Source organism: Mesorhizobium huakuii (genome assembly GCF_030160235.1).
Taxonomy (GTDB): Bacteria; Pseudomonadota; Alphaproteobacteria; order Rhizobiales; family Rhizobiaceae; genus Mesorhizobium; species Mesorhizobium huakuii.
Genome location: NZ_BSNY01000027.1, coordinates 71765 through 96535 on the forward strand (window position 1 = coordinate 71765; position 24771 = coordinate 96535).

Genomic DNA, 24771 nt, shown 5'->3' on the forward strand with positions numbered 1-24771 from the left:
GCCCGATGTCAGGCTCCTGGAAGGACCGCAATGATCCGATTTGCCTTGGCCTTGTTCATGCTCGTCATTCCCGTCGCGGCCCATGCCACGGATGCCGGCTGGGCGCTGCTGCGCGACGGCGGCCATGTCGTGCTGCTGCGCCATGCCATGGTCACCGGCACCACCGACCCCGCCAATTTCGACATCGACAGCTGCGCCACCCAGATGAATCTGTCGGCGCGCGGCAAGCAGCAGGCGAGCAAGATCGGCGCCTTGTTTGCCGCCCGCGCCGCCCCCATCGAGCGCGTATTGTCCAGCCGTTACTGCCGCTGTCTCGACACAGCGCGTATCGCCTTCGAGGCCGAGCCGGAGCTTTTTGCGCCACTCGATCTCCTGAGGGGCGACGATGCGCAGAAGACAGCACAGATCGCCGCCATCATGAAGGAAATCCGTGCCTATTCCGGCTCCGACAATCTGGTCATGGTCACCCATCTGGAAGACATCGTGGCGCTGACCGGCGTGTCGCCGCGCGAGGGCGAGGCCGTGGTGGTCGAGCCGCAGGGCGATGGTCTGCGCGTACTCGGCCGCGTCACCTTCTAACGATGACTGGCGCCAGCTGACGTCTCGGTGAGCAGCCACGCATCGATGCGGACTTTCCACGTCTCGATCATCTGCGCGAAGGCGTCCTCCGTCAGCGTCGACAGATAGGATTCTCCCGCCCTGTTCAGTGCCGTGAACGTATAGGCAATCGACGCTTCGGTGCTGCCATCGGCAGCCGAACGGCAGGCCACGTCGACAAATCCGAAACGCGAGTCCGGCGTGACCCTGACATAGCGGACACGATGCGCGGTCGGATCCCAGTCGGCGCACGCCCAGAGCGTCGTCTCGTCGCCGTGGACGGTTCGGAAGACCATGCCTTGCCGCGTTTCTCCACCTTGCGGATGCAGGAATTCCGGTTCCCAGCCATCCACCCACAAGGTCTCGCCGATCGGCGTGAACAACGGGAAGACGCGGTCGACCGGACCGGAAAGGACGATGCTGTGGCTGCGTTCAAGATGGCTCGTCATCCGCCTTCCCTTTCCGCTCGGTCCGAGGATGGCGCCTCAGCCAGACGGTGGCTGTCCGCCGCGCCAAGCTCCAGCCCGTAGATGCGTTTCAACTGGCTGATTGTCTCGAGCGTCTCCGGGGAAAACGGCGTTTGCCCCTCGAAAGCATGCAGCACGATGCCTTCGATGAGATCGCCCAGGCTCATGTCGCGATGCTCGGCCAAGGCCTTAAGCACCTTCACCAGCCGCTTTTCCAGGCGCACGCCAGTCTGTACACGCTCGATGTTCATGCCGTCCATCTACCATGGTACATTGGTACAATCAACCGCATCGACCACTGTGTTGCCGAAACGCCACAGCTGAAAGAAGCCACGAATTCGCCGCGACAATGCCGCTTGCGACAACCCGTCGCAGGCTCTATAGCCGCGCTCCCGGTCACGAGAACCGAAGTGAGCACAACGGTTGGAGCTTTCGTCTCCGCCCGTGCAGGCGGCATTGCCGCCCTGTATACGGCGCCGCTTTGGGGATTGGGATCGCGGATGTAGCTCAGTCTGGGAGAGCGCCGGATTTGGATCCGGAGGTCGCAGGTTCGAATCCTGCTGTCTGCACCACGGATAGCTCAGCTGGAAGAGCATCAGACTCATAATCTGACTGTCGAAGGTTCGATTCCTTCTCCAACGGCCTGATAAGCCGACACCTTTGGGTGGTGTTATCTGAAAACGGTCCGGGAACCGGAATGCTGAAGACCTGACGGACGGCCGAAGCCTTCGGGCCAGGGCCGTGTCGAAAGGTCCGACGCCATCGGATCGCGGCCAGGTCCGCGGTGATGGTCAAGGCGCAGCGTCGCCGGCAAGGCAGGCCAAGGCTTGCCGCGCCCGCTTCGCTGCCCCGCGATCCGCTCCCGAAGGCCCGCCACGGATCGATGCCACCGGTCCCCGGATCATTCGTGCCCGGACCATGACGACGTGAAACGAGAAACGAAGGGAAGATCGACGCATGAGTTGACGCCTCGCATGGGGCCATGCCCGACAGGAGTAAGACAATGACTGTTCTCGACAAGGTTCTTGGACGCGAGCGCGTCCTCGTAAGGGAAAACGAACGTGCCCTCACCCTCTACAAGGGTGAGATCAAGGCCGTCCTGATGCCGGGCGAGCATTGGCTCGCCAACCGGCGCGGGAGCCTGGAAGTGTCACGGCACGATCTGAAGAACCCGGAATTCGTTTCGGCATACGAGAAGGCGTTGTTCGACAAGCTCCCGGATATGGCCGCGCGTCATTTCACCGTCGTTCGCACCGGGCGCACGGATGTCGCCATCATCGAGCGTGACGGCAACCTGCATGCCGTTCTGGCGCCGGACCGCAAGCTTGTGCTGTGGACGGATGCCGGCCCGTGGACGGTGACGCTGGTCGACACCTCGGCGGATCTGGCCATCGATCCGGCGGTCACGCGCCGGCTCGGCCAGGCCCGGAAGGCGGAATTGATGTCCGTCCATCCGATCGTCGATGGTCAGGCCGGACTGCTGTTCGTCGACGGTGTCCTGGTGCGGACGCTTGCCGCGGGTGTGCACGGCTTCTGGAATGTCGGACGCATGGTGCAGGTGAAGGTCGTCGACCTCAAGCGCCAGTCGCTCGACGTCGCCGGGCAGGAAGTGCTGACCAAGGATCGCGTGACGATCCGCGCCAACATCGCAGCCGAATACCGGGTCGTCGACCCGGTCAAGGCGGTGAGCGCCGTGAAGGACTTCTCCGAGGCCCTTTATCGCGCCCTGCAATACGCCTTCCGCAAGACGCTGGGCGCGCTGACGCTCGACCAGATCCTTGAAAAGAAGGTGACGGTCGACGAGGAAGCGGCGGCCAAGGTCCGTGTCGACATGGCCGAGATCGGCGTCGAGGTCAGCGATATCTCCCTTAAGGATGTCATCCTGCCGGGCGAGATGCGCGAGATCCTCAACCAGGTGGTTTCGGCCGAAAAGCAGGCCGAGGCCAACGTCATCCGCCGCCGCGAGGAGACGAACGCCACGCGTTCCCTGCTCAACACGGCCAAGGTGATGGCGGAGAACCCGGTGATGCTGCGGCTCAAGGAGCTCGAGGCTTTGGAAACCATCGCCGGCAAGGTCGAGCGGCTGACCGTCCACAACGGAACGGGCGGACTGCTGAACGACCTGGTCAAGCTCCGTGAGAGCTGATGCATATCGCCCAAAAGTCGTTCCCGGTTTTGGGAAAACGACATGCATCGAAACAATGACTGACCTGACGTAATGGGAAGGGCCGCCGGGTTGACCGGCGGCCCTTCTTGCGTTTCTTGGGCACGCTTCCCATCTGCGCCCGGACTATCAGGCCTTTTCCTGCCGGGAAAAACCGATTAGACAGCGCCCAACAGGATGCGGACAGATTCCGCCCGCAAAGAAGGAAAAGCCCTTGTCCACCACGTTCGACAAAGTCGCCAAGATCATTGCCGACACCAGCGAGATCGATATCGACACCATCACGCCCGAGAGCCACACGATCGACGATCTCGGCATCGACAGCCTCGATTTCCTCGACATCGTCTTTGCCATCGACAAGGAATTCGGCATCAAGGTGCCGTTGGAAAAGTGGACCCAGGAAGTCAATGACGGCAAGGCTTCGACCGACGACTACTTCGTCATGAAGAACCTGTGCGCCAAGATCGACGCGCTGGTCGCCGCCAAGACCGCCTGACGTCAGTTGAGCGCGCGATCTTGACGCGCTTTGCCGCCTGACCCACAAAGCCGCTCATGAGTAGCCCCCGCGACGTCGTCATCACTGGTATCGGCCTTGTCTCCTCGCTGGGAGAAGGCCCTGACGCCCACTGGCAGAAGCTCGCGCAACCGGGCCTGCAGCCGGTGCTCGAAACCGCGCGCTTCGCGCCCTATACCGTTCATCCGCTGCCGGAGATCGACTGGAACCTGCAGATCGCCAAGCGTGGCGACCAGCGGCAGATGGAGACCTGGCAGCGGCTCGGCACCTACGCCGCCGGCCTTGCGCTGGACGATGCAGGCATCAAGGGCAATGACGAGCTCTGCACGACCATGGACATGGTGGTGGCCGCCGGTGGCGGCGAGCGCGACGAGGCGGTCGACGCCGCCATCCTCGCCGCTTCGGAAAGCCGCAACGATCGCGACGTGTTGCTCAACGAGAAGCTGACCACGGAATTGCGGCCGACCTTGTTCCTGGCCCAGCTTTCCAACCTGCTCGCCGGCAACATCTCCATCGTCCACAAGGTGACGGGCTCCTCGCGCACCTTCATGGGCGAGGAAGGGGCCGGCGTTTCCGCCGTCGAGACGGCTGCTGCCCGCATCCGCTCGGGCCAGTCGACGCACGTGCTGGTCGGCGGCGCCTTCCAGACCGAACATTCCGACATGCTGCTCGGCTACGAACTCGCCGGCTATCTGCATCGCGGCCCTTGGAAGCCTGTCTGGCAAAGACAGGGCGCCGCGGGTGGCGGCGTGGTCTCGGGCTCCGGCGGGGCCTTCCTCGTGCTGGAACAGCGCGAACACGCGGTGAGCCGTGGACGCAGGATCTATGCCGAACTCGGACCGGTCGTCTCCGGCCGGGCCAGGCGATCGCGCGGAGAACTCGACGCCGAAATCGCCGGATTGCTCATCCGCGCGGCGCTGCCGAACGGCAAGCTGCTCGCCATGTCGGGGGCATCGGGCGCGCATGCGGCAACATCAGCCGAGAAGACAGCGCTGGATGCCAATCCGGCAATCGCCGCGCGCGGCTTCTCGACGCTGACCGGGCACATGAAGGAAGCGCAGTTTCCCTTTGCCGTGGCGCTGGCCGCGCTCGCCGTCGACCGCAAGGCCGCCTACCCCGTCTTTGATGCCGCAGCCGAGAAGCCATTCGAAGGCATTCCCGCAAGCGTCCTTGCAACGGCGATCGGCTATCACCAATTCGAGGGCATGGCGCTGGTCAAGTCGGCGTAAGACGGCGCCCGCCATGTTGCAGAGATGAACCGCTCGAGGGGTTCCCGATGACCAATTTCAGAGATCACATGGGCAGGCCCATCGTCGCCGTGACCGGTATCGGCGTGGTGACTTCGCTTGGCGTCGGCAAGGCTGACAATTGGGCGGCGCTGACCTCGGGCAAGTCGGGCATCCACCCGATCACCCGCTTTCCGGTCGATCATCTCAACACCCGTATTTCCGGCATGGTCGACTTCCTGGACTCAAGCTCGAAGGGCGCCAGCCCCCTCACCTACGAGCTGGCCGAAACCGCAGCGCATGAAGCCGTGGCCGAATCCGGCCTCGATTCCAGCGATTTCGGCGGGCCTCTCTTCCTCGCCTCTCCGCCGGTCGAACTCGACTGGCACGAACGCTTCTCACTCTACAATTCCGACAGCCAAGATGCTGGCGCCGAACGGTTGCTTCGCGTGGCCCGCGCGCTGAAGGAACTAGACATCTTCGAGACCACCCAGTTCGGCTCGATCGCCGACCGGCTCGCCGACCGTTTCGGCACGCGCGGCCTGCCGATCACGCTGTCGACCGCCTGTGCGTCTGGCGCCACCGCCATCCAGCTCGGCGTCGAGGCGATCCGCCGCGGCGAATGCGACCGGGCGCTGTCGATCGGCGCCGACGGTTCGGCGACCGCCGAGGCGCTGATCCGTTTCTCGCTGCTGTCGGCGCTTTCGACCCACAACGACATCCCGGAAAAGGCATCAAAGCCGTTTTCCAAGGATCGTGACGGCTTCGTGCTGGCCGAAGGTTCGGGCGCGCTGGTGCTGGAATCGCTGGAGGCAGCCCTGGCGCGTGGCGCCACGGTGCTCGGCATTCTGCGCGGCTGCGGCGAAAAAGCCGATGATTTCCACCGCACCCGCTCAAAGCCCGACGGTTCGCCGGCAATCGCGGCGGTTCGCGCCGCCCTCGCCGATGCGGGTCTGAGCAAGGACGAGATCGACTACGTCAACGCCCATGGCACCTCGACGCCGGAAAACGACAAGATGGAGCATCTGTCGCTGTCGACGGTGTTCGGCGAGCGGATCGGCTCGATGCCGGTCTCGTCCAACAAGTCGATGATCGGCCACACGCTATCGGCGGCAGGCGCTGTCGAGGCGGCGTTCTCGCTGATGACCATGCGCGAAAGCGTCATTCCGCCGACCATCAACTACGACAATCCCGACCCGGCGATCGTGCTCGACGTGGTGCCGAACAAGAAGCGCAATGCCGAGGTTCGCAGCGTTCTGTCGAACTCCTTCGGCTTCGGCGGCCAGAACACTTGCCTTGTCATGGCGCGGGAACCGGTCTAAGCGAGCCCTTTCCGCTCGAACAAAACCGACAGGCCCAATGCGCGCATTGCAACTTATCGAGGACCGCCGTCTTGAGACGGTGGACCTGCCGCCGCCCCCGCCACCCGCACTCGGCGAAGTCACGCTGCGCATCAAGGCGGTGGCGCTGAACCACATCGACGTCTGGGGCTGGCGCGGCATGGCCTTCGCCAAGCGCAAGCTGCCGCTGGTCGTCGGCGCCGAAGCTTCCGGTGAGGTCGAGGCCGTCGGTCCCGGCGTGTCCGGCCTGCTGCCCGGACAATTGGTGTCGATCTACGGCGCCCGCACCTGCGGCCTTTGCCGGGCCTGTCGCGAAGGTCGCGACAATCTCTGTGAACATGTCTCCGGGGTCCACGGCTTCCATCTCGACGGTTTCGCGCAGGAGAAGATCAACCTGCCGGCGCGCCTGCTGGTCCCCGCCCCACCCGGCGTGACCGATGTCGGCGCTGCTGTCGCGCCCGTCACCTTCGGCACGGTCGAGCACATGCTGTTCGACAATGCGAGATTGCAGCCCGGCGAAACCATCCTCGTCCATGCCGGCGGCTCCGGCATCGGTTCGGCGGCGATCCAGTTGGCCAAGCGGATGGGCTGCACCATCATCACCACGGTCGGTTCCAACGACAAGATCGACAAGGCCAAGGCGCTCGGCGCCGACCATGTCATCAACTACCGCGAAGACCGCTTCGAAGGCGTCGTGCGCAAGCTGACCAAGAAGAAGGGCGTCGATGTCGTCTTCGAACATGTCGGCGCCGATACCTTTGCCGGTTCGATGCTGTGCCTGAAGCGCGGCGGCCGCCTGGTGACCTGCGGCTCGACATCAGGCGTCTCGACGCAGATCAATCTGATGCAGCTCTTCCAGCAGCAATTGAAGCTGCTCGGCTCCTTCGGCTGCCGCATGGAGAACATGGCCAACGCCATGCAGAAAATGGCGGCGGGACAGGTCGCGCCGGTCATCGACACCGAAGTCGGCTTCGACGATATCGACGCAGCACTGAAGCGCATGGAAGGCCGCGACGTCTTCGGCAAGATCATCCTGCGCGTCGCCTGAGGCCTTGACTTCGGTGCTCAAGAAGTTTCGCCGCGATCTCAGGTTTCGCTATGGCAGGCAGCTGCGCCAGCTGAACTACTGGCTGGTTGCCCGCGCCGCGATGATCATCATCTCGCTGCTGCGCCTGCTGCCGGTTGACAGCGCGCTGAATTTCGCCGACCGCGTCGCGCGCTTCATTGGTCCGAAGGTCGGACGCCACCAGGTCGCCATCGACAATCTGCGCAAGGCCTATCCGGAAAAGACCGAGGGCGAAATCCAGGCCATCGCCTCCGATATGTGGGGCAACATGGCCCGCCTTGCCGCCGAATACATCTTCCTCGACGCCCTGTTCGATTATGACCCCGCCGCCAGCAAGCCCGGCCGCGTCGAGGTCAAGGGAATAGAGCATTTCGTCGAGATCGCCGCAGAGAAGCAGCCGCACATCGTCTTCACCGGCCATCTCGGCAATTTCGAGCTGCTGCCGGTGGCGGCGGCGACCTTCGGCATGAACATCACGGCGCTGTTTCGCCCGCCCAACAACCCCTACCTTGCCGATTACATCCTTTCGACGCGGCGCTCGACCATGGGGGCGCTGCTGCCGTCGATGGCCGGCGCCTCATTCGCATTGGCCGGAGTGCTGGAAAACGGCGGCAATATCGGCGTTCTCGTCGACCAGAAATTCTCCAACGGCCTCGACACGACCTTCTTCGGCCGCCCCTGCCAGAGCAACCGTGTGCTCGGCACGCTTGCCCGTCACTATGATTGCGACGTCTACCCGGCGCGTTGCATCAGATTGCCCGGAAACCGCTTCCGTCTCGAGATCGAGGACAGGCTGGTCCTGCCGCGCACCGCCGACGGGAGCGTCGACGTCCACGCCACCACCCAGATGCTGAACGACGTGGTCGAGCGCTGGGTGCGTGAGGATCCCGGCCAGTGGATGTGGTTCCACAAAAGGTGGGAGATCAGCAACTGGCGGCGCAAAAAGCAGCCGAAGGCAAAGGCTCCGGCCACGAACAGCTGACCATCTCCCTGAAGTGTTTGGCGCCAGCCATTTCCGGTGCCGATAGGCCTGCGATCCAGACATTCGTAACCTTGCTGGTCAGGGAATCTTAAACGACCAAGGAGCACATACCCCGGGAGATGTTCATCGACTGGGATGGAGCCCCGTGGCATGACGAATATCGAAATGCCGGATCGGGATCGCCTCGAAGACCGATCCTTCGGCCGTCTTGGCCGGGCATGGTCCCATCTCCGTCGGCATGGCCTGCTGGAGCCGATAAGGCTCGTCCGTCGGCATGGCCTCGGCGCAAGCCTTGGCTTCGTCCGGCGCAACATCAGGCATATGCTCGCCGACCGTCTCGCCCGGAAATGGGATCGCCGGCACGGCGTCGATACGGCCGGTTCGATCCAGCTCAGCGGCCTCGATGTCGTCGGCCCGCACCGTGCCATGGGCAATGAAGCCGTCTGCACGTCGCCCAGAACCTTCGACTTCATCATGAAGTCGCTGCCCCGCGATCTCCAAAACCATACGTTCATCGACATCGGCTCCGGGAAGTCGCGAACACTGCTGCTGGCCTCGCAATATCCATTCGCCGAGATCATCGGCGTGGAGTTCGCACGCGAACTGGTGGACATCGCCCGGAGCAACATCGGGCGTTTCCGGGATCCGTCGCGGAAATGCCGGGCGCTCAGCGTCGTCGAGGCCGATGCGGCGGCCTACGATTTTCCCGAAATGCCCCTGGTTGTCTATTTCTACAATCCCTTCTCGAAAGCCGTCTTCGATATCGTCCTGAAGAACCTCGTGTCGTCGCTCGAACGGTGCCCGCGGGATTGCTTCATCGTCTATGGCAGTTCGAGCCACCGCGCGATCGATTGGGCAAGGCCCGCCATTCGCGAGACTGGTATTTTCCAGGAATTGACCGTGCCGGTCATGCCCGGCTTCCTCGATGCGGTCCGCACCATCGACTATGCGGTCTTCCAGGTTCACGCCGCGGCATAACGTCCGTCTCTGGCTCTTTGAATGAAGCGGGCGACAGTGCGCGCTGCAAACGGCGTGCCGGCGGTGAACCGCATCAGCGGGCCGAAACTGCCCACCGCGCTTGCGCCGACGAAATGCAGGCCGGGAATGCTGGATTCGAACCCGGCGGAAAGCAGCGGCAACCCCTCCCGGCGGACAATCGCGGCAAGCATGGCGGGCGCGAACAGACCGAGCCTGGCGATATCGATCCGGTAACCCGTGCCCAGCAGGACGTGATCGAAGGTGGCGGCGTCCTTCTCGAACCGCAGTTCGATGCCATTGCCCTTCGCGGATGCGCTGATGATCCTGCTGCCCGCCCTGATCTCTATCCCGTCGAAATCCGGCTTCAGCCAGCCCGTCGCACCGGCGCCGAGGCTGCGCCTGTTGAGCCCGGCCCGGGCCGGCTCCGGGAACCGGTGCACGAAGCCTGGGACTTCGACCAGCCAGGAAATCGGGAACGGCCCGACCCTGGACGGCGATGCCAGCCGCTCCGACAGGAAGTCGCGCAAGCTCCAGCTCTGCTTTCCCGACAGCGCCCGATAGCCCAGCCAATGGATGTCGCCATGGCAGATGAGCTCGACTTCGGCCCCGCTGCGTTTGAGCAGCACGGCGGATTCGCAGGCGCTTTGCCCACGCCCGATGACGGCGACGCGCTTGCCGCGGAAGGCCTCATAGCCAGTATGCTCGCTGGCATGGCTGACCAGTTCGCGAGGGATTCCATCGAACACGGCGGGGATCAGCTGCTGGTTCATCAGGCCGGTGGCAACGACGACGCGACGCGCCTTCACGGCATCGCCATCGGCCAGTGCCAGACGAAATCCGCCATTCGCCTTCTCGACGCGGTCCACCTTGCGCGTATCCAGATCCGGAACCGCCTGGGCCTGGATCCACAATCCATAGTCGACGAAGTTTTCGAGCAGCAGTGGTTCTCGGGGCGAGATTCCAAGGACCTTTGCATAGGAATCGAGCGAGAGCGGACCTTTGGTGTGGCCGATATAGGTCGCGTGCCAGGGCGAGCGCAGCCTCATGCCTCTCGGCATATGGTCACGCCAGAACGACATCGCGCCGCCGAGGGTGAGCGTATCGACACCTGATCCCTTGAGGGCGGAAGCGACGGCCAGCCCGAATGGACCGGCACCGATGACGGCCACCTCGCTGTCAGTCCTGGGCGTGAAAACGGTCATGTCAGCGGTCTCGCCTGTCTGGTTCTGCAGCCGTGGAACTCACTCCGTCACGCCGCCGTCCTAAACATTTCCCGGTTAAGATTGCGGAAAATATCCGTCGCGTCAGCACTCTCCAGGCCGTCAACGGCACGTCGATCAGGCCCGGCATCGGGTCATTCGCCTGGAATGTCGCCCATGCCCGTACTTCTGCGAATGAGCCGAAATATGCGCCTTTTGCCAACCGGCCGCTCGAGATCAGCCGGCCGGCCGCCACAATGTCCCGGACCAGGTACATCCAGGACGTGTTTGGGCGCGCTGACGCTGCCTTTACCGTCTGGCCCGATCTGATCGCCCAAAGCATGGCGCCGAGGTCGACGCCGGCGGCAGCGCCCAGCCCAAACCATGTCCAGGGCCGTGGATTGACGTCGAGCACCTTCATCGAGCCATCGCGCGCATCGCGCTTGAATTCGACCTCCACCAGTCCGTGATGCGCGATCGATCCAAGCAGCCGGCGCGCGGCGTCGATCAATCGCGGTTCGTCGACCACCTCGACGAAGGTGCTGGTGTAGCCGAAATCGACCGGATATTGCCGCGCACGGCGGGCGGTGAACTCCGCCACCGGCGCGCCCTCATTCCAGAGCGCCGCGTAGGAGAACTGGCCCTCGCCTCCACCCGGTATCATCTCCTGGACGACGACATTCTCGCTGCCGATCTCTTCAGCAGCCCAGGTGTAGGCTGTCAAAAACGATGGCTGGTCATTGGCGAGAACCGCCTTGGCGCGCGCAAAACGGCTGCGCCCGCCCATATTCGGCTTCAGGATCACGGGAAAGCGAAGTTCTGCTGCCTTTGCCTGCTCGAGCGAGGTGATCCCATAGGTCAGCGGAACGGCAAGCCCCAATTCGCCTGCCCGGCGATACAGCAGCGGCTTTTCACAGACCCATTTCAGTTGCTCCCAAGGCGGCAGCACCACGTCGAATACGGCGGACAGCTGGTCAATCGATTGCGATACGAAGCGAACTTCAGGATCGCCGCCGGCGATCAATAGAAAGCCCCCCAACCCGTGAACCCTGGCCAGATCGAGCAGGAAAGCGATGGCGCCACTGCCGTCGGGGCCGGGCCACGTCATTGTCCGCTGGGCGTATCGCGAAAAGCTGGGCAACGGGGTGTCGTTGCTCACCAGCCAGACAGGCACTTTCTGGGCACCGAAGCTTCTGGCCAGCGCCAGCGTCCCGTGCGCCCCGCCAAGAATGACCACCCCGGCGGGTCGACTGGGAAGTCGATCGTCCATCTGTGGCTGGGGATGCATCTGTCAATTCCAGCAAACGGCACGCTATGGCAAGCTTCCCGGCGAACCGATTGATCAGCCGGCAATATTTAAGCTATTCCTAATGGTTCAAAATGCCCGATACTGCCGATTGTCCTCAGTCGGACATTGGCATGGAAAGCACACACCTTGGCCCCCGGCAATAGCCGTCCACCTCGGAACAGGGTAAACCTTGGCCGATTGTTGTTGCCGTCAGTAGAAAGTCTCGCGCCGGGCTCCGCCCGGCAACGAGAATTCGCGCGTGCTGCTAGTTCGTCACGACAATGCGCGTGTTGCCGAAGCCCACTTCCCGCACCATGGAATAGAAGGTCGCGGCATTGGCCGTGTGCAGCCGCACGCAGCCATGCGAGGCTGGACGGCCGAGTTGCCTGACCGCGCCCGTCCCATGGATGGCATAGCCGCCATGGAAGAACACGGAATAAGGCATCGGCGACATATCGTATTTGCGCGAATACCACATCCGTGCGGTCCGCTGTGGCCGATACGTGCCACGCGGTGTGAAATAACCCGGACGGGCAGTCGAAACGACCCAGCGATAAACCTCCGACCCGTACCGCACCGTCATTGTCTGTGACGACACGTCGATATTTGCTTCCAACATCGCCGCGTAACTTGCGGACGGCGTACCAAACAGCGCGGTTGCCAACATCGTCGCTGCTACGAGAAAGAACTTCTTCATGCGATCAAACCCCTTTGATTGCCCCTTGCATGCTTGCCATCACGTTGTTTTTCACCTTTTTAATGGCAGTGAACAAATAGCACACACTCCTTGATCAATTCGCCAATCCAAAGCAGCGAATTTGAACGATTTCCCGCGATAGTTGCCGCAACGACACGCCGCACCGGCTTGATTGCCGGCGGGCTTGCAATGCAACGCCGTTCGTTGCTCAACTCCCCCGATGAACGAGCGACTCCTCCAAGCAATCGATGACAGGCGCGACGACGTCGTCGCACTGACCGCCGAGCTGATCCGTTTCCCGACCATCAATCCGCCTGGCGAAGCCTATCGGCCATGTGCGGAATTTGTCGGCGCGCGGCTGAGGAAGCGTGGTTTTGAAACCGAGTTCATCCGCGCCGAAGGCACGCCGGGCGACACCGACCGCTACCCGCGCGTCAATGTCGTGGCCCGTTTCGACGGCCGGTCTCCCGGCGCCTGTGTCCACTTCAACTCGCATATCGACGTGGTCGAGGCCGGCGACGGCTGGACCGTCGATCCCTTTGCCGGCATCGTCAGGGACGGCAGGGTCTATGGGCGCGGCGCCTGCGACATGAAGGGCGGGTTGGCCGCGTCGATCATCGCCGCCGAAGCCTTCATGGAGATCTATCCCGACTTTCCCGGCGCCATCGAAATATCGGGCACCGTCGACGAGGAGTCCGGCGGCTTTGGCGGTGTCGCCCATCTGGCCGGCCTCGGCTATTTCTCGAAACCCAGGGTCGACCACGTCATCATTCCCGAGCCATTGAACAAGGACCGCATCTGCCTTGGCCATCGCGGCGTCTGGTGGGCCGAGATCGAAACCAAGGGCGAGATCGCGCATGGCTCGATGCCGTTTCTCGGCGACAATGCGGTGCGCCATATGGGCGCCGTTCTGCAGGCTTTCGAGGACGAACTGTTCCCGGCGCTCGACCGCAAGATGACGCGCATGCCGGTCGTGCCCGAAGGCGCCAGACGCTCGACCATGAACATCAATTCCATCCATGGCGGCCAGACCGAGGATTTCCGGCCAGGCCTGCCCTCGCCCAACGTGCCCGATTCCTGCAGGCTGACCATCGACCGCCGCTTCCTGCTCGAGGAAGACCTCGCCACGGTCAAAGCCGAAGTGACCGGCATTCTCGAGCGGCTGAAGCGCGAGCGCAAAAAGTTCGACTACGAGATACGCGACCTGATGGAAGTGCTGCCGCTGATGACCGAGCGCGACGCGCCGGTGGTCAAGGCGGTGGCGCAAGGCATCCATGCGATCTTCGACCGCGAGCCCGACTACGTCATTTCGCCGGGCACCTACGACCAGAAGCACATTGCCCGCATCGGCCATATCTACGACTGCATCGCCTATGGGCCCGGCATCCTCGACCTCGCCCACCGGCCGGACGAATGGGTCGGCATAGAGGATATGGTGGAATCGGCCAAGGTGATGGCGATCGGTCTCAACGTGCTGCTGCGCGGCACGACCGGATGACCGGCCCGCGGCGCAAAAACATTTCTCCTGGCGCGGCGCGACAGCACGAAACGCAATTTACTCCCGCGCGAAATCACGCTTCTATCCCCAGGCTTGAGCATTTGAGCACATGGGGAGTTCAGCGATGAAAATGTGGAAGACCCTTCTGGCCGCTGCCGTGCTGGCGGTCGCAACCGCCACGTCGGCGTTTGCCGCCCGGACCGATCTCGTCATCGGCATTCCGCTTGAACCCCCGCATCTCGACCCGACTGCGGGAGCGGCCGCGGCAATCAGGGAGGTCACCTACGCCAATGTGTTCGAGGGCCTGACCCGGATCGGCCCCAATGGCGAAGTCTTGCCGGATCTCGCCGAAAGCTGGACCATTTCCGATGACGGCAAGGTCTACACCTTCAAGCTGCACACCGGCGTGAAATTCCACGACGGCGCCGATTTCAGCGCCGACGACGTGAAGTTCTCGCTCGACCGCGCCCGCGCGGAAAACTCCGTCAACGCGCAAAAGCAGCTTTTTGCCGCCATCGATAAGGTCGACGTGGTCGACCCCGCCACGGTGAAGGTGACGCTCACCCACCCGCAAGGCTCGTTCCTCTACAATATGGGCTGGGGCGACGCGGTGATCGTGTCGCCGAAATCCGCCGACACCAACAAGGAAAAGCCTGTTGGCACCGGCCCGTTCAAGTTCGAGAGCTGGGCCAAGGGCTCGTCGATCACCCTGCTGAAATCAGCTCACTACTGGGGCGCTCCTGTCTTCCTTGAAAAGGTCGAGTTCCGCATCGTTCCCGATGCCGCCGCGGCAGTGCCGGCGCTGCTTTCCGGCGACATCCAGGCCTTCCCCTTCTTCGATCCCGACAGCGTGTCCCAGGTCAAGGATGATCCGCGCTTCAAGGTGGTGGTCGGCGCGACCGAAGGCGAAACCATCCTGTCCATCAACAACAAGCAGCCGCCCTTCGACAAGCTGCAGGTGAGACAGGCGATCTCCTATGCGCTCGACCGCAAGGCGATCATCGACGGCGCCTCGGCCGGGCTCGGCCTGCCGATCGGCTCGCATATGTCGCCGGCCAACAAATACTATGTCGATCTCACCGGCCGCTATCCGCACGACGTGGCCAAGGCCAAGGAACTGCTCAAGGAAGCGGGACTGGAGAACGGCTTCAAGGCCACGTTGAAGCTGCCGCCGCCGTCCTATGCCCGGCTCGGCGGCGAGATCATCGCCTCGCAACTCCGCGACGTCGACATCAACCTCGAAATCATCCCCGTCGAGTGGGCGCAGTGGCTGGACCAGGTGTTCACCAAGAAGGACTACGACCTGACCATCGTCTCCCATACCGAGCCGAACGACATCGATATCTATTCACGCAAGGACTACTATTTCAATTACGCCAACCCTGCCTTCAACAAGGTGATCGCCGATCTGGAGCTGACGTCCGACGAGGCCAAGCGCAAGGACCTGTACGCCCAGGCGCAAAAGATCCTGGCCGACGATGCCGTGGTCGGCTTCCTCTACGAATTGCCCAAGGTCGGGGTCTGGGACGCCAAGCTGCAAGGATTGTGGGAAAGCGCGCCGGTACCTGCCAACGACCTGACCAAGGTTAAGTGGAGCGAGTGAGGTTCGTTTCGTAGGGCAGAGCAGGCGCGCAGCGACTGCTCTGACCCTAGGATCCATTCCGTGACTTACGAGCGCGCCCGCGGTGCACAATCTGGGAGACGTTGCGGTGAAGACAGAAAGAGGCGACGCTGGCTTTGGACCGTCGCGCTTTTCGATTTCCGTCACGGCATGGATCCTGGGGTCTCCGCGACGGAGCTTCGCTCCTGCTTCGCCCCAGGATGACGACGCTACCAAGTGTCCATGACCGCCTACCTCCTCAAGCGCCTCGCAATCTCGCTTGCCACGCTGGTGCTGGCCTCCATCGTGGTGTTCGCCGTGCTGGAAATCCTGCCGGGCGACCCGGCGCGGCTGATGCTAGGCATGAACGCCAGCGCCGACCAGGTCGAACTCTTGCGCAACCAGATGGGCCTGAACGCTCCCCTCCTCTTGCGCTATTTGCACTGGGCCGGCGGCCTGCTCAGCCTCGATTTTGGCCGCTCCTACACCTATTCGGTGCCGGTCATCGATCTGGTGCGCGAACGGCTTGCCGTCTCGCTGCCGCTGGCGCTGATCGCGCTCGCGCTTTCCACCGTCATCGCCATTCCGGTCGGCCTGTTTTCCGCCAGCCGACGCGGCCGGGCCGGCGACACGATTTCCATGGGCGCGGCACAGCTTGGCGTCGCGGTGCCCAATTTCTGGTTCGCGCTGATGCTGATCTATGTCTTCGCCGTCTGGCTGCGGCTGGTGCCGGCCGGCGGTTTCCCCGGCTGGAGCGCCGGCATATGGCCGGCGCTGAAATCGCTGCTGCTGCCGGCGGTGGCGCTTGCCTTGCCGCAGGCGGCGATCCTGGCGCGCGTCACCCGCTCGGCACTGATCGAGGTGCTGAACGAGGACTATATCCGCACTGCCCGCGCCAAGGGCCTGCCCTACCGCGCCGTGCTGTGGCGGCATGCGCTGCGCAACGCCATGATCCCGGTGCTGACCATTCTTGGCCTGCAATTCGCGTTCCTGCTCGCCGGCACCATCATCATCGAGAACGTCTTCTATTTGCCCGGCCTCGGCCGGCTGGTGTTCCAGGCGATCACGCAACGCGACCTGATCGTTGTCGAAAGCGTCGTCATGCTGCTGGTCGCCGCCGTCATAGCCGTCAACCTCGTCGTCGACCTTTCCTACGCGGTCGTCGATCCGCGCCTGAGAAGCCGGCAATGACCCTGCACATCGACATCCCTGAAGAGACAATGAGTGGCATTCTGGCCAAGGCCTTCCGGAACACCGCTTTCGTCACCGGCTTCGTCATCACCGTGCTGATCCTGGCGATGGCTCTCGTGTCCTATGTCTGGACACCCTACGATGTGACGAAGCTGGTCATAGCCGACAAGACGCAGGGCCCCTCGCTGGCACACTGGTTCGGCACCGACCATTTCGGCCGCGACATCCTGTCGATGATCATGGTCGGCGCCCGCAATTCGATCGCCGTTGCGCTGGTCGCGGTCGGTATCGGCATGGGCGTCGGCGTGCCGCTCGGCGCCTTTGCCGCGGCGCGCGGCGGCCTCATCGACGAGGCGCTGATGCGCGTCAACGATCTCGTCTTCGCCTTCCCCGCGCTGCTGTCGGCGATCATGATCACGGCCATCTTCGGGCCGGGCGCCGTCAACGCCATCATCGCCATCGGCATCTTCAACATCCCGGTCTTTGCCCGCGTCGCCCGCGCCGGAGCGCTGGCGATCTGGCCGCGCGAGTTCATTCTGGCCGCGCGCGCCGCGGGAAAAAGCAGAACGCAGATATCGATCGAACATGTGCTGCCCAACATCGCCACGCTGCTCCTTGTGCAAGGCACCATCCAGTTCGCGCTGGGCATCCTCGCAGAGGCCGGGCTTTCCTATCTCGGCCTCGGCGCGCAGCCGCCCATGCCGAGTTGGGGCCGCATGCTGTTCGACGCGCAGACGCGCATGGTGGTGGCGCCATGGATGGCGATCTTTCCCGGCATGGCGATCGTCATCACCGTGCTCGGCCTGAATCTCCTGGGCGACGGCATCGCCGACATTCTCGACCCGAAATCGCGGCGGCAGCGATGAGCCTGCTGGAGATCGAGAACCTGTCGCTGACCATTGGCGACACACAGATCCTGAAAGGCATGGAACTCTCCGTCGCCCCCGGTGAGGTGATGGGGTTGGTCGGCGAATCCGGCTCCGGCAAATCGATGACGGCGCTGACAGTGATGCGGCTTCTGCCGTATGCCGCGCGCGCCAGCGGGCGAGTCTCCTTCGACGGCATCGACATCCTGGCAGCAACCGAGGACCAGATGTGCGCGCTGCGCGGCGACGACGTCGGCATGGTGTTCCAGGAGCCGATGACAGCCCTCAATCCGGTGAAGACCATCGGCGAGCAGGTCGCCGAAGGCATACGCTGGCACACCAAGGCCACGCGCGCCGGGGCTGAAGAGCGGGCGCGAAGAATGCTCGACCGCGTCGGCCTGCCGCAAGCGAAATTCCCACTGTCGCGCTATCCGCACGAACTGTCGGGCGGCCAGCGCCAGCGCGTCGTCATCGCCATCGCCTGCGCGCTGAAGCCGAAGCTGCTGATCGCCGACGAGCCGACGACGGCGCTCGACGTCGTGCTGCAGGCGCAGATCCTCGACCTCTTGCGCGACCTCGTCGCGGAGAGTCGCATGGGCCTGCTGCTGATCTCGCACGACCTCGCCGTGGTGACCGAAATGGCCGACCGCATCACGATCCTGCGCCGCGGCGAGGTGATGGAAGCCGGCGACACGGCCCGCACGCTGTCCGAACAGCTCCACCCCTACACGCGCCAGCTGGCGCAGGCCTCGACGCATGTGCCGGCGCGCGCCAGGCCGCACGATACAAGTCAGGGCAAGCCCCTGCTTCAGGTCGAAGGCGTGACCCGCGACTATCCCGGACGGCGCACGTCCCTGTTCAAGCGGGCAGTCCCTATCCGCGCGGTCGACGATGTCTCGCTGTCGATGCAGCCGGGTCAGTCGGTGGCGTTGGTCGGCCGCTCCGGCTGCGGCAAGTCAACGCTCGCCCGCATGATCCTGGCGCTGGACAAGCCGAGTTCGGGCGCGATCCGGTTTCGCGGCGAGACCACCACCGGCAAGAGCGAAGCCGAATTGAAACCCGCCAGGCGCGACATGCAGGTTGTATTCCAGGACCCGTACGGCTCCTTCGATCCGCGCCAGAAGGTCGAAAAACTGGTCGCCGAGCCGTTGCATGTGCTGGACAAGAAGCCGACGCGAGCCGAGCGCCGCGAGATGGTGGCGCACGCACTGCACGAGGTCGGCCTCGATCAGCGCGACATGGACAAATACCCGCACGAATTTTCCGGCGGCCAGCGCCAGCGCCTGTCGATCGCCCGCGCCATCATCACCCGACCCAAGCTGGTCGTCGCCGACGAGCCGGTCTCGGCGCTCGATGTCTCGATCCGAGCGCAAATCCTCGATCTGTTCGCCGAGCTCAACCAGAAACTCGGCATCGCCTATCTCTTCATCACCCACGACCTGACCGTTGCGCGGGCCATCACCGACCAGGTGCTGGTCATGCATGACGGCAAGATCGTCGAGCGCGGCAAGACGAACGAGGTGCTCGACCATCCGCAGTCCGAGGCTGCCAAGGCGTTGGTGGCTGCGGCGCCGGACCTGCACCGGGCAATCGCTCGGCGGATGCAGGAGCAAGGGTGAGCGGGGTGAAAAAACCTACTCTTCCGGCTTCACCACATCGACCGGGCTGATGTCGAGCAGGTCGAGCGTGCGGCGCAAGAGGCGCACCTCGCTTTCGGCCAGCTGCGAATCCGCCTTGGCGATCTCCGCCATATGCTGGGCCAATTGCTTGCGCCGTTCGACGTCGAGATCGCGAAACAGCGCGATCGCCTGCGAGCCGTTGGTCTCGTAGCCGAACTCGTTGAGATACTCGATGACGGCGTCGATGCTGGTTTCCTGAATGCCGAAGGCGTCCTTGCAGATGCGCCGGAAGGCAACCATCTCGCTCTCGCTGACCGTCCCGTCGGCCAGGATCATGCGGAACAGCATCAGAAGTTCAGCCGACAGGACAGGATCGTCGGCAACCTTGCGCACGCCCGGGTCGCCGTCGAAGATGGAGCGTATCTGGTCCAGCAATGCGAATGCCATCAGGGTCTCTTTCCGGGTTAACCAAATCCAAGCGCATTGCGCTTGGATAGAGGTAGCGCGGAATCGGCCTTGCGCAAACAGGGCTGTCGTGGTCGAACGCCGTTATCCCGCCGCCCGGACGTCTCTCATATCAGATGATCGATCTCACCACACAGACAATCGCTATGCTCGCCGTCGCCGCCTTTGCGGCGGGCTTTGTCGATTCGATCGCCGGGGGCGGTGGGCTGATCACCATTCCGGCGCTGCTGCTTGCCGGTTTCTCGCCGGTCGAGGCGCTTGGGACCAACAAGCTGCAAGGCATGTTCGGCTCCGGCTCGGCGACCATCCACTACGCCTCGAAGGGACATGTCGACCTGCGCCGTCAATTGCCGTCGGCGCTGCTGGCGGCTGCCGGCGGTGTCGTTGGCGCCTTGCTGGCCACCATCGTTCCGGGCGATCTCCTGCGCGCCCTGCTGCCCCTGGTACTGATCGCCATCGCACTTTACTTCGCGCTCAAGCCCAACATGAACGATGTCGACCGGGCCGAGCGCCTGTCGCCCTTCCTGTTCGGGTTGACCCTGGTGCCGGCAATCGGCTTCTATGACGGCCTGTTCGGCCCCGGTGCCGGCTCCTTCTACATGCTGGCCTTCGTCGCCCTTGCCGGCTACGGCGTGCTCAAGGCGACGGCGCACACCAAGCTGCTCAACTTCGCCTCCAACATCGGCGGCTTCATCGTCTTCGCCGCTGTCGGCGTCATCTCCTGGAAGATCGGCCTGATGATGGGCATTGCCCAGTTCCTCGGCGCCCGCGTCGGTGCGAGCCTCGCCATGCGCATCGGCGCCAGGCTGATCAAGCCGCTGCTGGTGATCGTCTGCCTCGCGCTGGCGGTGAAGCTTCTGGCCGACCCCGCCAACCCTCTGCGTGTCATGATTGGTGTGTGATCACGCGCCTGTTACTATGGCGCTGTTCGAATCATGTTGGAGGAGCCACGCATGAATCTCAGCGCGCCTACCCAGATCGTTTTCATCATTTCCCTGGTCATCGCCATCATCGGCATTCTCGCCGCGCTTGGCGTACTTGCGTTCATCCCGCTCGCATCGGTGTGGATCGTTCTCATTGCCTACATCGTGCTCGCCGCAGGCTGCCTGATGCGCGGCGCCTGACAAGTTTCCCTTGAAGTGGGGACAGAGAGCGCCCGGCCAAAAGCCGGGCGCTTTTGATTCCAGCCCACGGCTGATAGATTTGTCCCGGCGGAAGGATGGCCGATGCCGATCGAGATGCAGCGCCGGAAGGAACAGGATCGCTCCGTCGCGGGCCGCTTCGAGATGCGCCGGCGCCTTCCCGATCCTGCGCTTGAGGGCATCGTCACCGACATCTGTGGCTATCGGGAAACAGCGCCAGGCCACTTCCGCAGTGTCGAATATGCCTCGCTGACCGTGCCGCTGGTGATCAGTTTCGCCGAGCCCTTCGCCATCGGCCTTGGCAAAGCGCCCGGCGACAATGACCGCTTCGCCAGTTTCGCCGCCGGGCTTTTTGCCGGACCGGTGATGATCGAATCCTTCGGCGCCGCCTGCTGCGTCCAGGTCAACTTCACACCGCTTGGAGCGCGCCGTTTCTTCCGCTTGCCGATGAGCGAACTGACCGACAGCATGGTCGTCCTCGACGACGTGCTGGGCTCCGAGGGCATGGCGCTGCGCGAACAGCTCGGCAACGCGCCGGACTGGGCGTCGCGTTTCGACCTTGCCGAAGCCTTCGTCACCGCCCGGCTTGAGCACGCCGCCGAAACGCCGCTCGAAATCGCCTGGGCCTATGAACGCATCATCGCATCCGGCGGCCGAACTCGCATTTCCTCCATCGCCGAGAAACTGGGCTGGAGCCGAAAGCATCTCGCCGGTAGCTTTTCCAATACGATCGGCATCGGTCCGAAGACATTGTCGCGCATCGTCCGCTTCAACCGGGCGCTCGGCCTGTCGCGGCAGCAGACAGCCGATTGGGCTGGCATCGCCGCCGATTGCGGCTATGCCGACCAGGCGCACCTGGTGCGCGAATTCCGCGACCTTGCCGGCGAGACGCCGGCGGCGCTCTCTGTCAGGTAACATTTCTTCAAGACGCTGAGCCGGCCTTCGAACAGAGTGGGTTATCGACCAATCCAGATCAAGGAGGTTCCCATGCCCACCATCACTGAAGCCCCTCGCCTCTACCCTGCCCTGCGCTACGAGAACGCGGCGAAAATGATCGACTGGCTGTGTGAAGCCTTCGGCTTCAGCGTCCGCGCCCGCTATGGTGAAGGCGATGTCGTACACCATGCCGAACTGGTCTTCGGCTCCTCAATGATCATGCTGGGCAGCGCGCGCGATGACGATTACGGCAAGATGGTCGGCGAACCCGGCACCGGCGGTGGCAAATCGATCTATGTCGCCGTCGATGATGCCGATGCCGCCTATGCCAGGGCCAGAAAAGCCGGCGCCACGATCGTCCAGGAACTGACCGACCGCGACTATGGCAGCCGCGAATTCATCTGCCGCGATCCGGAAGGCAGCGTCTGGTCGTTTGGCACCTATTGGCCGAAGGCAGGAGATATGGGCTGAGCTACCGTCGCCGACGCTGCAGGTTGGCGAAAGCATCCGAACTTCGTCATCCCAGGGCGAAGCAGGAGCGAAGCTCCGTCGCGAAGACCCTGGGATCCATTCCGTGACCTCTATCGAAGGACGCAGCGGAGCAGAATTCCGAACCGTCGCAACGCGTTAACCTCACGGAATGGACCCTCGGGTCTGCGCCGCGTCGCTACGTTCCTCGCTCCGCCCGAGGATGACGACGCGGGGGCGTTTATCGCTAATTGCCAAGGTGGTTCGCGAACGGACCCCTACCGGGCCAGGCCGAAAATCGCGTCGCAGTCGAGGTGGCTCTCCAGCTCCGCCGCGACGTCGTCCAGCGCCCGTTCGACTTCGGCGCGGTAGTCGATGCCGGCGCCCTTGATGCCGAGGCTTTCCAGGAATTTTCCGCGAAAAGCGTCAGCGCCGAACAGGCCATGCATATAGGTGCCTGACACCTTGCCGTCGGTCGAGATCGCACCGTCCGCAACGCCGTCGATGATCGCCGTCGGCCGCATCGTGTCCGGGCCGGTGGTGCGGCCGAGATGGATTTCGTAGCCTTCGAGCGGCAGGTCGAACGGCACCGAGCGCGCGCTGACATTGCGCACCGTCTTCTCCGGCTCCATCACCGTTTCGATATCGAGCAGGCCAAGCCCTTCGGCCTCGGTGACGCTGCCCTCGATGCCGTCGGGATCGCGCACCATTCGGCCAAGCATCTGATAGCCGCCGCAAATGCCGACGACATGGCCGCCGCGCTTGCGGTGCGCGGCAAGATCCCGGTCCCAGCCATTCTCGCGGAATTTCAGGAGATCGCCGATCGTCGATTTGGAGCCGGGAATGACCACTAGCCCGGCATCGGCCGGCAGCGACTTTCCGGGCGGCACGAACACCACCTCGACCTGCGGTTCTGCCTTGAGCGGGTCGAGGTCGTCGAAATTGGCGATGCGGCCAAGCATCGGCACTGCCACCTTAAGCGCCCGCGCCTCGCCGGATGCCAGCCGCTCCAGCACCACCGAATCCTCCGAAGGCAGCCGCGCCGCCGCCTTCAGCCACGGCACGACGCCAAAGCAGCGCCAGCCGGTGAATTTCTCGATCGCCTTGATGCCGTCATCGAACAGCGAGACGTCGCCGCGGAACTTGTTGATGAGGTAGCCGACGATCATGCGCCGGTCCTCCTCCGGCAGGATCAGATGCGTACCGGCGACCGAGGCGATCACACCGCCCCGATCGATGTCGCCGACCAGCACAACCGGCACATCGGCGCGCGTGGCAAAGCCCATATTGGCGATGTCGCGGCTGCGCAGGTTGATTTCGGCCGGCGAGCCGGCGCCCTCGACGATGACGAGATCGGCGCCTTCGCCGACCTTCCCCCAGGAGTCGAGCACGGCGTCCATCAGCCCGGCCTTCAGCACCTGGTAATCGCGCGCCCGCGCCTCGCCGAACACCTTGCCCTGCACGATGACCTGCGCGCCAACATCGGTCTGCGGCTTGAGCAGCACTGGGTTCATGTGAACCGATGGCGCAACGCCGCAGGCGATCGCCTGCAGCCATTGCGCGCGGCCGATCTCGCCACCGCTTTTGTTGTTGTCGCCGGGAATGTCGGCGACCGCGGCGTTGTTCGACATGTTCTGCGGCTTGAACGGCCGCACGTTAAGGCCACGCTTTTTCGCGGCGCGGCACAGGCCGGCGACCAGCACCGTCTTGCCAACATCCGAACCCGTGCCTTGCAGCATGATCGCCTTTGCCATCAGCTTCGGCCCTGCATCGCGGTTCCCGTGATCTTGGATTTCTGCGCCAGCGGCCCGCCGCGCCAGATGTAGAGCGCCAGAAGCGGCTCGTTGCCGGTTCGCATGGCGTGGTTGACATTCGAGGCGTGGTGGACGACCTCGCCCGCCTCCCGCACGCGAAAACCGCCCTCGCCCATGCGCCATTCCGTGCCGCCCGTCAGCGGAATGTAGATCTCCTCGGCGACGTGATGATGGTCGGGATAGACAATGTCTGGCCCCAGGATCAGCAGGCCGGCGGCCACTTCGTCATTGGCGAAATGGCCACGCGTGCCGAACACTTCCAGCCAGCCATAATTGTCGATGAAGGCCCTGCCGAAATCCGCCTCGGTGTAGGTCTGCCCCCAGCGCAATCCATTGCGATGCTGCGCCAGCCATTGCACCAACGGTTTGGCGGCAGGGGGCGCCAGTTCGGCGGCACGGTCGAGATGCCGCACGCAGCTGATCCTATGCGGCTCCAGCGCGCGTGCGGGCATGTCCCAGCCGATGCGGGCCACGGCGTCGCGCACCAGGACGTTGTCCACGCAAGCGAGATAGGTGTGGAATTGCCGAAGCAGTTCGTCGAATTTTGTCGTCACATCTCGCTCCGGACATGCATTGATGCACAGCCGCTCCGCAGCGGGTCGGGTTGCGCGGCGGCATCATTGGTCTAGATTGAGGCGCGCGCAAAGCCAAAAA

25 protein-coding genes and 2 tRNA genes are annotated in these 24771 nt (G+C 63.7%); 19 read left to right on the plus strand and 8 right to left on the minus strand.

The window, feature by feature from the left end; genetic code table 11:
* The first annotated feature begins 30 nt into the window (after nucleotides 1–30).
* On the plus strand, nucleotides 31–579 hold the full coding sequence (locus QQK95_RS14410) for a histidine phosphatase family protein (protein ID WP_284273471.1): 549 nt from the start codon (nucleotides 31–33) through the stop codon (nucleotides 577–579).
* Here the strand turns inward: QQK95_RS14410 and QQK95_RS14415 are convergent.
* Both QQK95_RS14415 and QQK95_RS14420 read right to left on the minus strand, forming a co-directional pair.
* A complete protein-coding gene (locus QQK95_RS14415) occupies nucleotides 576–1046 on the minus strand; it encodes a hypothetical protein (protein ID WP_284273473.1) in 471 nt (156 codons plus the stop codon). The two genes, QQK95_RS14410 and QQK95_RS14415, sit on opposite strands and share 4 nt — an antisense overlap.
* A complete protein-coding gene (locus QQK95_RS14420) occupies nucleotides 1043–1324 on the minus strand; it encodes a hypothetical protein (RefSeq protein WP_284273475.1) in 282 nt (93 codons plus the stop codon). Before QQK95_RS14420 ends, QQK95_RS14415 begins: the two co-directional genes overlap by 4 nt.
* Before the next feature lie 236 nt (nucleotides 1325–1560).
* On the opposite strand from QQK95_RS14420, the gene QQK95_RS14425 reads away from it, so the two are divergent.
* From QQK95_RS14425 to QQK95_RS14465, 9 genes are all read left to right on the plus strand, one after another.
* Nucleotides 1561–1636 (plus strand) — tRNA-OTHER (locus tag QQK95_RS14425).
* Nucleotides 1637–1703: transfer RNA gene (locus QQK95_RS14430), tRNA-Met, on the plus strand.
* A gap of 364 nt (nucleotides 1704–2067) precedes the next feature.
* Complete coding sequence (locus QQK95_RS14435; protein WP_284273477.1) at nucleotides 2068–3210, plus strand: slipin family protein; 1143 nt, start codon at nucleotides 2068–2070, stop codon at nucleotides 3208–3210.
* 232 nt (nucleotides 3211–3442) lie between these two features.
* Nucleotides 3443–3724, plus strand: coding sequence for an acyl carrier protein (locus tag QQK95_RS14440; RefSeq protein ID WP_010909964.1), 282 nt, complete (start codon nucleotides 3443–3445; stop codon nucleotides 3722–3724).
* 56 nt (nucleotides 3725–3780) lie between these two features.
* Nucleotides 3781–4971 carry a beta-ketoacyl-ACP synthase gene (locus QQK95_RS14445; RefSeq protein ID WP_284273550.1) on the plus strand — a complete coding sequence of 397 codons (1191 nt, stop codon included), beginning with the start codon at nucleotides 3781–3783 and terminating at the stop codon, nucleotides 4969–4971.
* A gap of 47 nt (nucleotides 4972–5018) precedes the next feature.
* Nucleotides 5019–6290, plus strand: coding sequence for a beta-ketoacyl-ACP synthase (locus QQK95_RS14450; protein ID WP_284273551.1), 1272 nt, complete (start codon nucleotides 5019–5021; stop codon nucleotides 6288–6290).
* Between the two features lie 37 nt (nucleotides 6291–6327).
* Nucleotides 6328–7356, plus strand: a complete 1029-nt coding sequence (locus QQK95_RS14455; protein WP_284273553.1) for a zinc-binding dehydrogenase — start codon at nucleotides 6328–6330, stop codon at nucleotides 7354–7356.
* Between the two features lie 13 nt (nucleotides 7357–7369).
* The gene (locus QQK95_RS14460) at nucleotides 7370–8356 is read left to right on the plus strand and encodes a lipid A biosynthesis lauroyl acyltransferase (protein ID WP_284273555.1); all 987 of its coding nucleotides are present in this window, start codon (nucleotides 7370–7372) and stop codon (nucleotides 8354–8356) included.
* A 150-nt stretch (nucleotides 8357–8506) separates the two neighbouring features.
* Nucleotides 8507–9334 (plus strand): SAM-dependent methyltransferase, encoded by an 828-nt coding sequence (locus QQK95_RS14465; RefSeq protein ID WP_284273557.1) that lies wholly within the window; start codon nucleotides 8507–8509, stop codon nucleotides 9332–9334.
* Here the strand turns inward: QQK95_RS14465 and QQK95_RS14470 are convergent.
* The 3 genes from QQK95_RS14470 to QQK95_RS14480 all read right to left on the minus strand — a co-directional run bounded on the left by QQK95_RS14470 (nucleotide 9319) and on the right by QQK95_RS14480 (nucleotide 12518).
* Complete coding sequence (locus QQK95_RS14470) at nucleotides 9319–10536, minus strand: NAD(P)-binding domain-containing protein (RefSeq protein ID WP_284273560.1); 1218 nt, start codon at nucleotides 10534–10536, stop codon at nucleotides 9319–9321. The genes QQK95_RS14465 and QQK95_RS14470 overlap by 16 nt on opposite strands.
* A 1-nt stretch (nucleotide 10537) precedes the next feature.
* Nucleotides 10538–11557 (minus strand): carboxylate--amine ligase, encoded by a 1020-nt coding sequence (locus QQK95_RS14475; RefSeq protein ID WP_284273563.1) that lies wholly within the window; start codon nucleotides 11555–11557, stop codon nucleotides 10538–10540.
* A gap of 529 nt (nucleotides 11558–12086) precedes the next feature.
* Nucleotides 12087–12518 carry a L,D-transpeptidase gene (locus QQK95_RS14480; protein ID WP_284273565.1) on the minus strand — a complete coding sequence of 144 codons (432 nt, stop codon included), beginning with the start codon at nucleotides 12516–12518 and terminating at the stop codon, nucleotides 12087–12089.
* Nucleotides 12519–12738: 220 nt separating this feature from the next.
* Between QQK95_RS14480 and QQK95_RS14485 the strand changes: the two genes are divergently transcribed.
* The 5 genes from QQK95_RS14485 (at nucleotide 12739) to QQK95_RS14505 (ending at nucleotide 19292) form a co-directional block, all read left to right on the plus strand.
* The gene (locus tag QQK95_RS14485) at nucleotides 12739–14016 is read left to right on the plus strand and encodes an acetylornithine deacetylase/succinyl-diaminopimelate desuccinylase family protein (protein WP_284273567.1); all 1278 of its coding nucleotides are present in this window, start codon (nucleotides 12739–12741) and stop codon (nucleotides 14014–14016) included.
* A gap of 124 nt (nucleotides 14017–14140) precedes the next feature.
* The gene (locus QQK95_RS14490) at nucleotides 14141–15619 is read left to right on the plus strand and encodes an ABC transporter substrate-binding protein (RefSeq protein WP_284273569.1); all 1479 of its coding nucleotides are present in this window, start codon (nucleotides 14141–14143) and stop codon (nucleotides 15617–15619) included.
* Between the two features lie 240 nt (nucleotides 15620–15859).
* Complete coding sequence (locus tag QQK95_RS14495; RefSeq protein WP_284273571.1) at nucleotides 15860–16807, plus strand: ABC transporter permease; 948 nt, start codon at nucleotides 15860–15862, stop codon at nucleotides 16805–16807.
* On the plus strand, nucleotides 16804–17673 hold the full coding sequence (locus QQK95_RS14500; protein WP_284273573.1) for an ABC transporter permease: 870 nt from the start codon (nucleotides 16804–16806) through the stop codon (nucleotides 17671–17673). The genes QQK95_RS14495 and QQK95_RS14500 overlap by 4 nt, the downstream gene beginning before the upstream one ends.
* The gene (locus QQK95_RS14505; RefSeq protein WP_284273575.1) at nucleotides 17670–19292 is read left to right on the plus strand and encodes an ABC transporter ATP-binding protein; all 1623 of its coding nucleotides are present in this window, start codon (nucleotides 17670–17672) and stop codon (nucleotides 19290–19292) included. Before QQK95_RS14500 ends, QQK95_RS14505 begins: the two co-directional genes overlap by 4 nt.
* Nucleotides 19293–19307: 15 nt before the next feature.
* On the opposite strand, the gene QQK95_RS14510 is transcribed toward QQK95_RS14505, so the two are convergent.
* Complete coding sequence (locus QQK95_RS14510; protein WP_027046940.1) at nucleotides 19308–19739, minus strand: TerB family tellurite resistance protein; 432 nt, start codon at nucleotides 19737–19739, stop codon at nucleotides 19308–19310.
* Between the two features lie 134 nt (nucleotides 19740–19873).
* Between QQK95_RS14510 and QQK95_RS14515 the strand changes: the two genes are divergently transcribed.
* From QQK95_RS14515 to QQK95_RS14530, 4 genes are all read left to right on the plus strand, one after another.
* Complete coding sequence (locus QQK95_RS14515) at nucleotides 19874–20659, plus strand: TSUP family transporter (RefSeq protein ID WP_284273578.1); 786 nt, start codon at nucleotides 19874–19876, stop codon at nucleotides 20657–20659.
* 51 nt (nucleotides 20660–20710) lie between these two features.
* Nucleotides 20711–20881 carry a hypothetical protein gene (locus QQK95_RS14520; protein ID WP_080511798.1) on the plus strand — a complete coding sequence of 57 codons (171 nt, stop codon included), beginning with the start codon at nucleotides 20711–20713 and terminating at the stop codon, nucleotides 20879–20881.
* Between the two features lie 102 nt (nucleotides 20882–20983).
* Nucleotides 20984–21814, plus strand: a complete 831-nt coding sequence (locus QQK95_RS14525) for a helix-turn-helix domain-containing protein (RefSeq protein ID WP_284273584.1) — start codon at nucleotides 20984–20986, stop codon at nucleotides 21812–21814.
* 72 nt (nucleotides 21815–21886) lie between these two features.
* The gene (locus tag QQK95_RS14530; RefSeq protein WP_284273586.1) at nucleotides 21887–22306 is read left to right on the plus strand and encodes a VOC family protein; all 420 of its coding nucleotides are present in this window, start codon (nucleotides 21887–21889) and stop codon (nucleotides 22304–22306) included.
* Between the two features lie 275 nt (nucleotides 22307–22581).
* Here the strand turns inward: QQK95_RS14530 and QQK95_RS14535 are convergent, their stop codons facing one another.
* Both QQK95_RS14535 and QQK95_RS14540 read right to left on the minus strand, forming a co-directional pair.
* Nucleotides 22582–24057 (minus strand): cobyric acid synthase, encoded by a 1476-nt coding sequence (locus tag QQK95_RS14535; protein WP_284273588.1) that lies wholly within the window; start codon nucleotides 24055–24057, stop codon nucleotides 22582–22584.
* Nucleotides 24057–24671 (minus strand): dimethylsulfonioproprionate lyase family protein, encoded by a 615-nt coding sequence (locus QQK95_RS14540; protein ID WP_284273590.1) that lies wholly within the window; start codon nucleotides 24669–24671, stop codon nucleotides 24057–24059. Before QQK95_RS14540 ends, QQK95_RS14535 begins: the two co-directional genes overlap by 1 nt.
* Nucleotides 24672–24771 lie beyond the last annotated feature (100 nt).

What these genes read in the sequence shown, in the direction of transcription:
- QQK95_RS14445 (WP_284273550.1), top strand. Translation starts at nt 3,781, where the DNA reads ATGAGTAGCCCCCGCGACGTCGTCATCACTGGTATCGGCCTTGTCTCC.
- QQK95_RS14525 (WP_284273584.1), top strand. Translation starts at nt 20,984, where the DNA reads ATGCCGATCGAGATGCAGCGCCGGAAGGAACAGGATCGCTCCGTCGCG.
- QQK95_RS14455 (WP_284273553.1), top strand. Translation starts at nt 6,328, where the DNA reads ATGCGCGCATTGCAACTTATCGAGGACCGCCGTCTTGAGACGGTGGAC.
- QQK95_RS14420 (WP_284273475.1), bottom strand. Translation starts at nt 1,324, where the DNA reads ATGGACGGCATGAACATCGAGCGTGTACAGACTGGCGTGCGCCTGGAA.
- QQK95_RS14505 (WP_284273575.1), top strand. Translation starts at nt 17,670, where the DNA reads ATGAGCCTGCTGGAGATCGAGAACCTGTCGCTGACCATTGGCGACACA.
- QQK95_RS14450 (WP_284273551.1), top strand. Translation starts at nt 5,019, where the DNA reads ATGACCAATTTCAGAGATCACATGGGCAGGCCCATCGTCGCCGTGACC.
- QQK95_RS14535 (WP_284273588.1), bottom strand. Translation starts at nt 24,057, where the DNA reads ATGGCAAAGGCGATCATGCTGCAAGGCACGGGTTCGGATGTTGGCAAG.
- QQK95_RS14515 (WP_284273578.1), top strand. Translation starts at nt 19,874, where the DNA reads ATGATCGATCTCACCACACAGACAATCGCTATGCTCGCCGTCGCCGCC.
- QQK95_RS14490 (WP_284273569.1), top strand. Translation starts at nt 14,141, where the DNA reads ATGAAAATGTGGAAGACCCTTCTGGCCGCTGCCGTGCTGGCGGTCGCA.
- QQK95_RS14470 (WP_284273560.1), bottom strand. Translation starts at nt 10,536, where the DNA reads ATGACCGTTTTCACGCCCAGGACTGACAGCGAGGTGGCCGTCATCGGT.
- QQK95_RS14480 (WP_284273565.1), bottom strand. Translation starts at nt 12,518, where the DNA reads ATGAAGAAGTTCTTTCTCGTAGCAGCGACGATGTTGGCAACCGCGCTG.
- QQK95_RS14530 (WP_284273586.1), top strand. Translation starts at nt 21,887, where the DNA reads ATGCCCACCATCACTGAAGCCCCTCGCCTCTACCCTGCCCTGCGCTAC.
- QQK95_RS14520 (WP_080511798.1), top strand. Translation starts at nt 20,711, where the DNA reads ATGAATCTCAGCGCGCCTACCCAGATCGTTTTCATCATTTCCCTGGTC.
- QQK95_RS14510 (WP_027046940.1), bottom strand. Translation starts at nt 19,739, where the DNA reads ATGGCATTCGCATTGCTGGACCAGATACGCTCCATCTTCGACGGCGAC.
- QQK95_RS14415 (WP_284273473.1), bottom strand. Translation starts at nt 1,046, where the DNA reads ATGACGAGCCATCTTGAACGCAGCCACAGCATCGTCCTTTCCGGTCCG.
- QQK95_RS14500 (WP_284273573.1), top strand. Translation starts at nt 16,804, where the DNA reads ATGACCCTGCACATCGACATCCCTGAAGAGACAATGAGTGGCATTCTG.
- QQK95_RS14410 (WP_284273471.1), top strand. Translation starts at nt 31, where the DNA reads ATGATCCGATTTGCCTTGGCCTTGTTCATGCTCGTCATTCCCGTCGCG.
- QQK95_RS14485 (WP_284273567.1), top strand. Translation starts at nt 12,739, where the DNA reads ATGAACGAGCGACTCCTCCAAGCAATCGATGACAGGCGCGACGACGTC.
- QQK95_RS14465 (WP_284273557.1), top strand. Translation starts at nt 8,507, where the DNA reads ATGACGAATATCGAAATGCCGGATCGGGATCGCCTCGAAGACCGATCC.
- QQK95_RS14435 (WP_284273477.1), top strand. Translation starts at nt 2,068, where the DNA reads ATGACTGTTCTCGACAAGGTTCTTGGACGCGAGCGCGTCCTCGTAAGG.
- QQK95_RS14495 (WP_284273571.1), top strand. Translation starts at nt 15,860, where the DNA reads ATGACCGCCTACCTCCTCAAGCGCCTCGCAATCTCGCTTGCCACGCTG.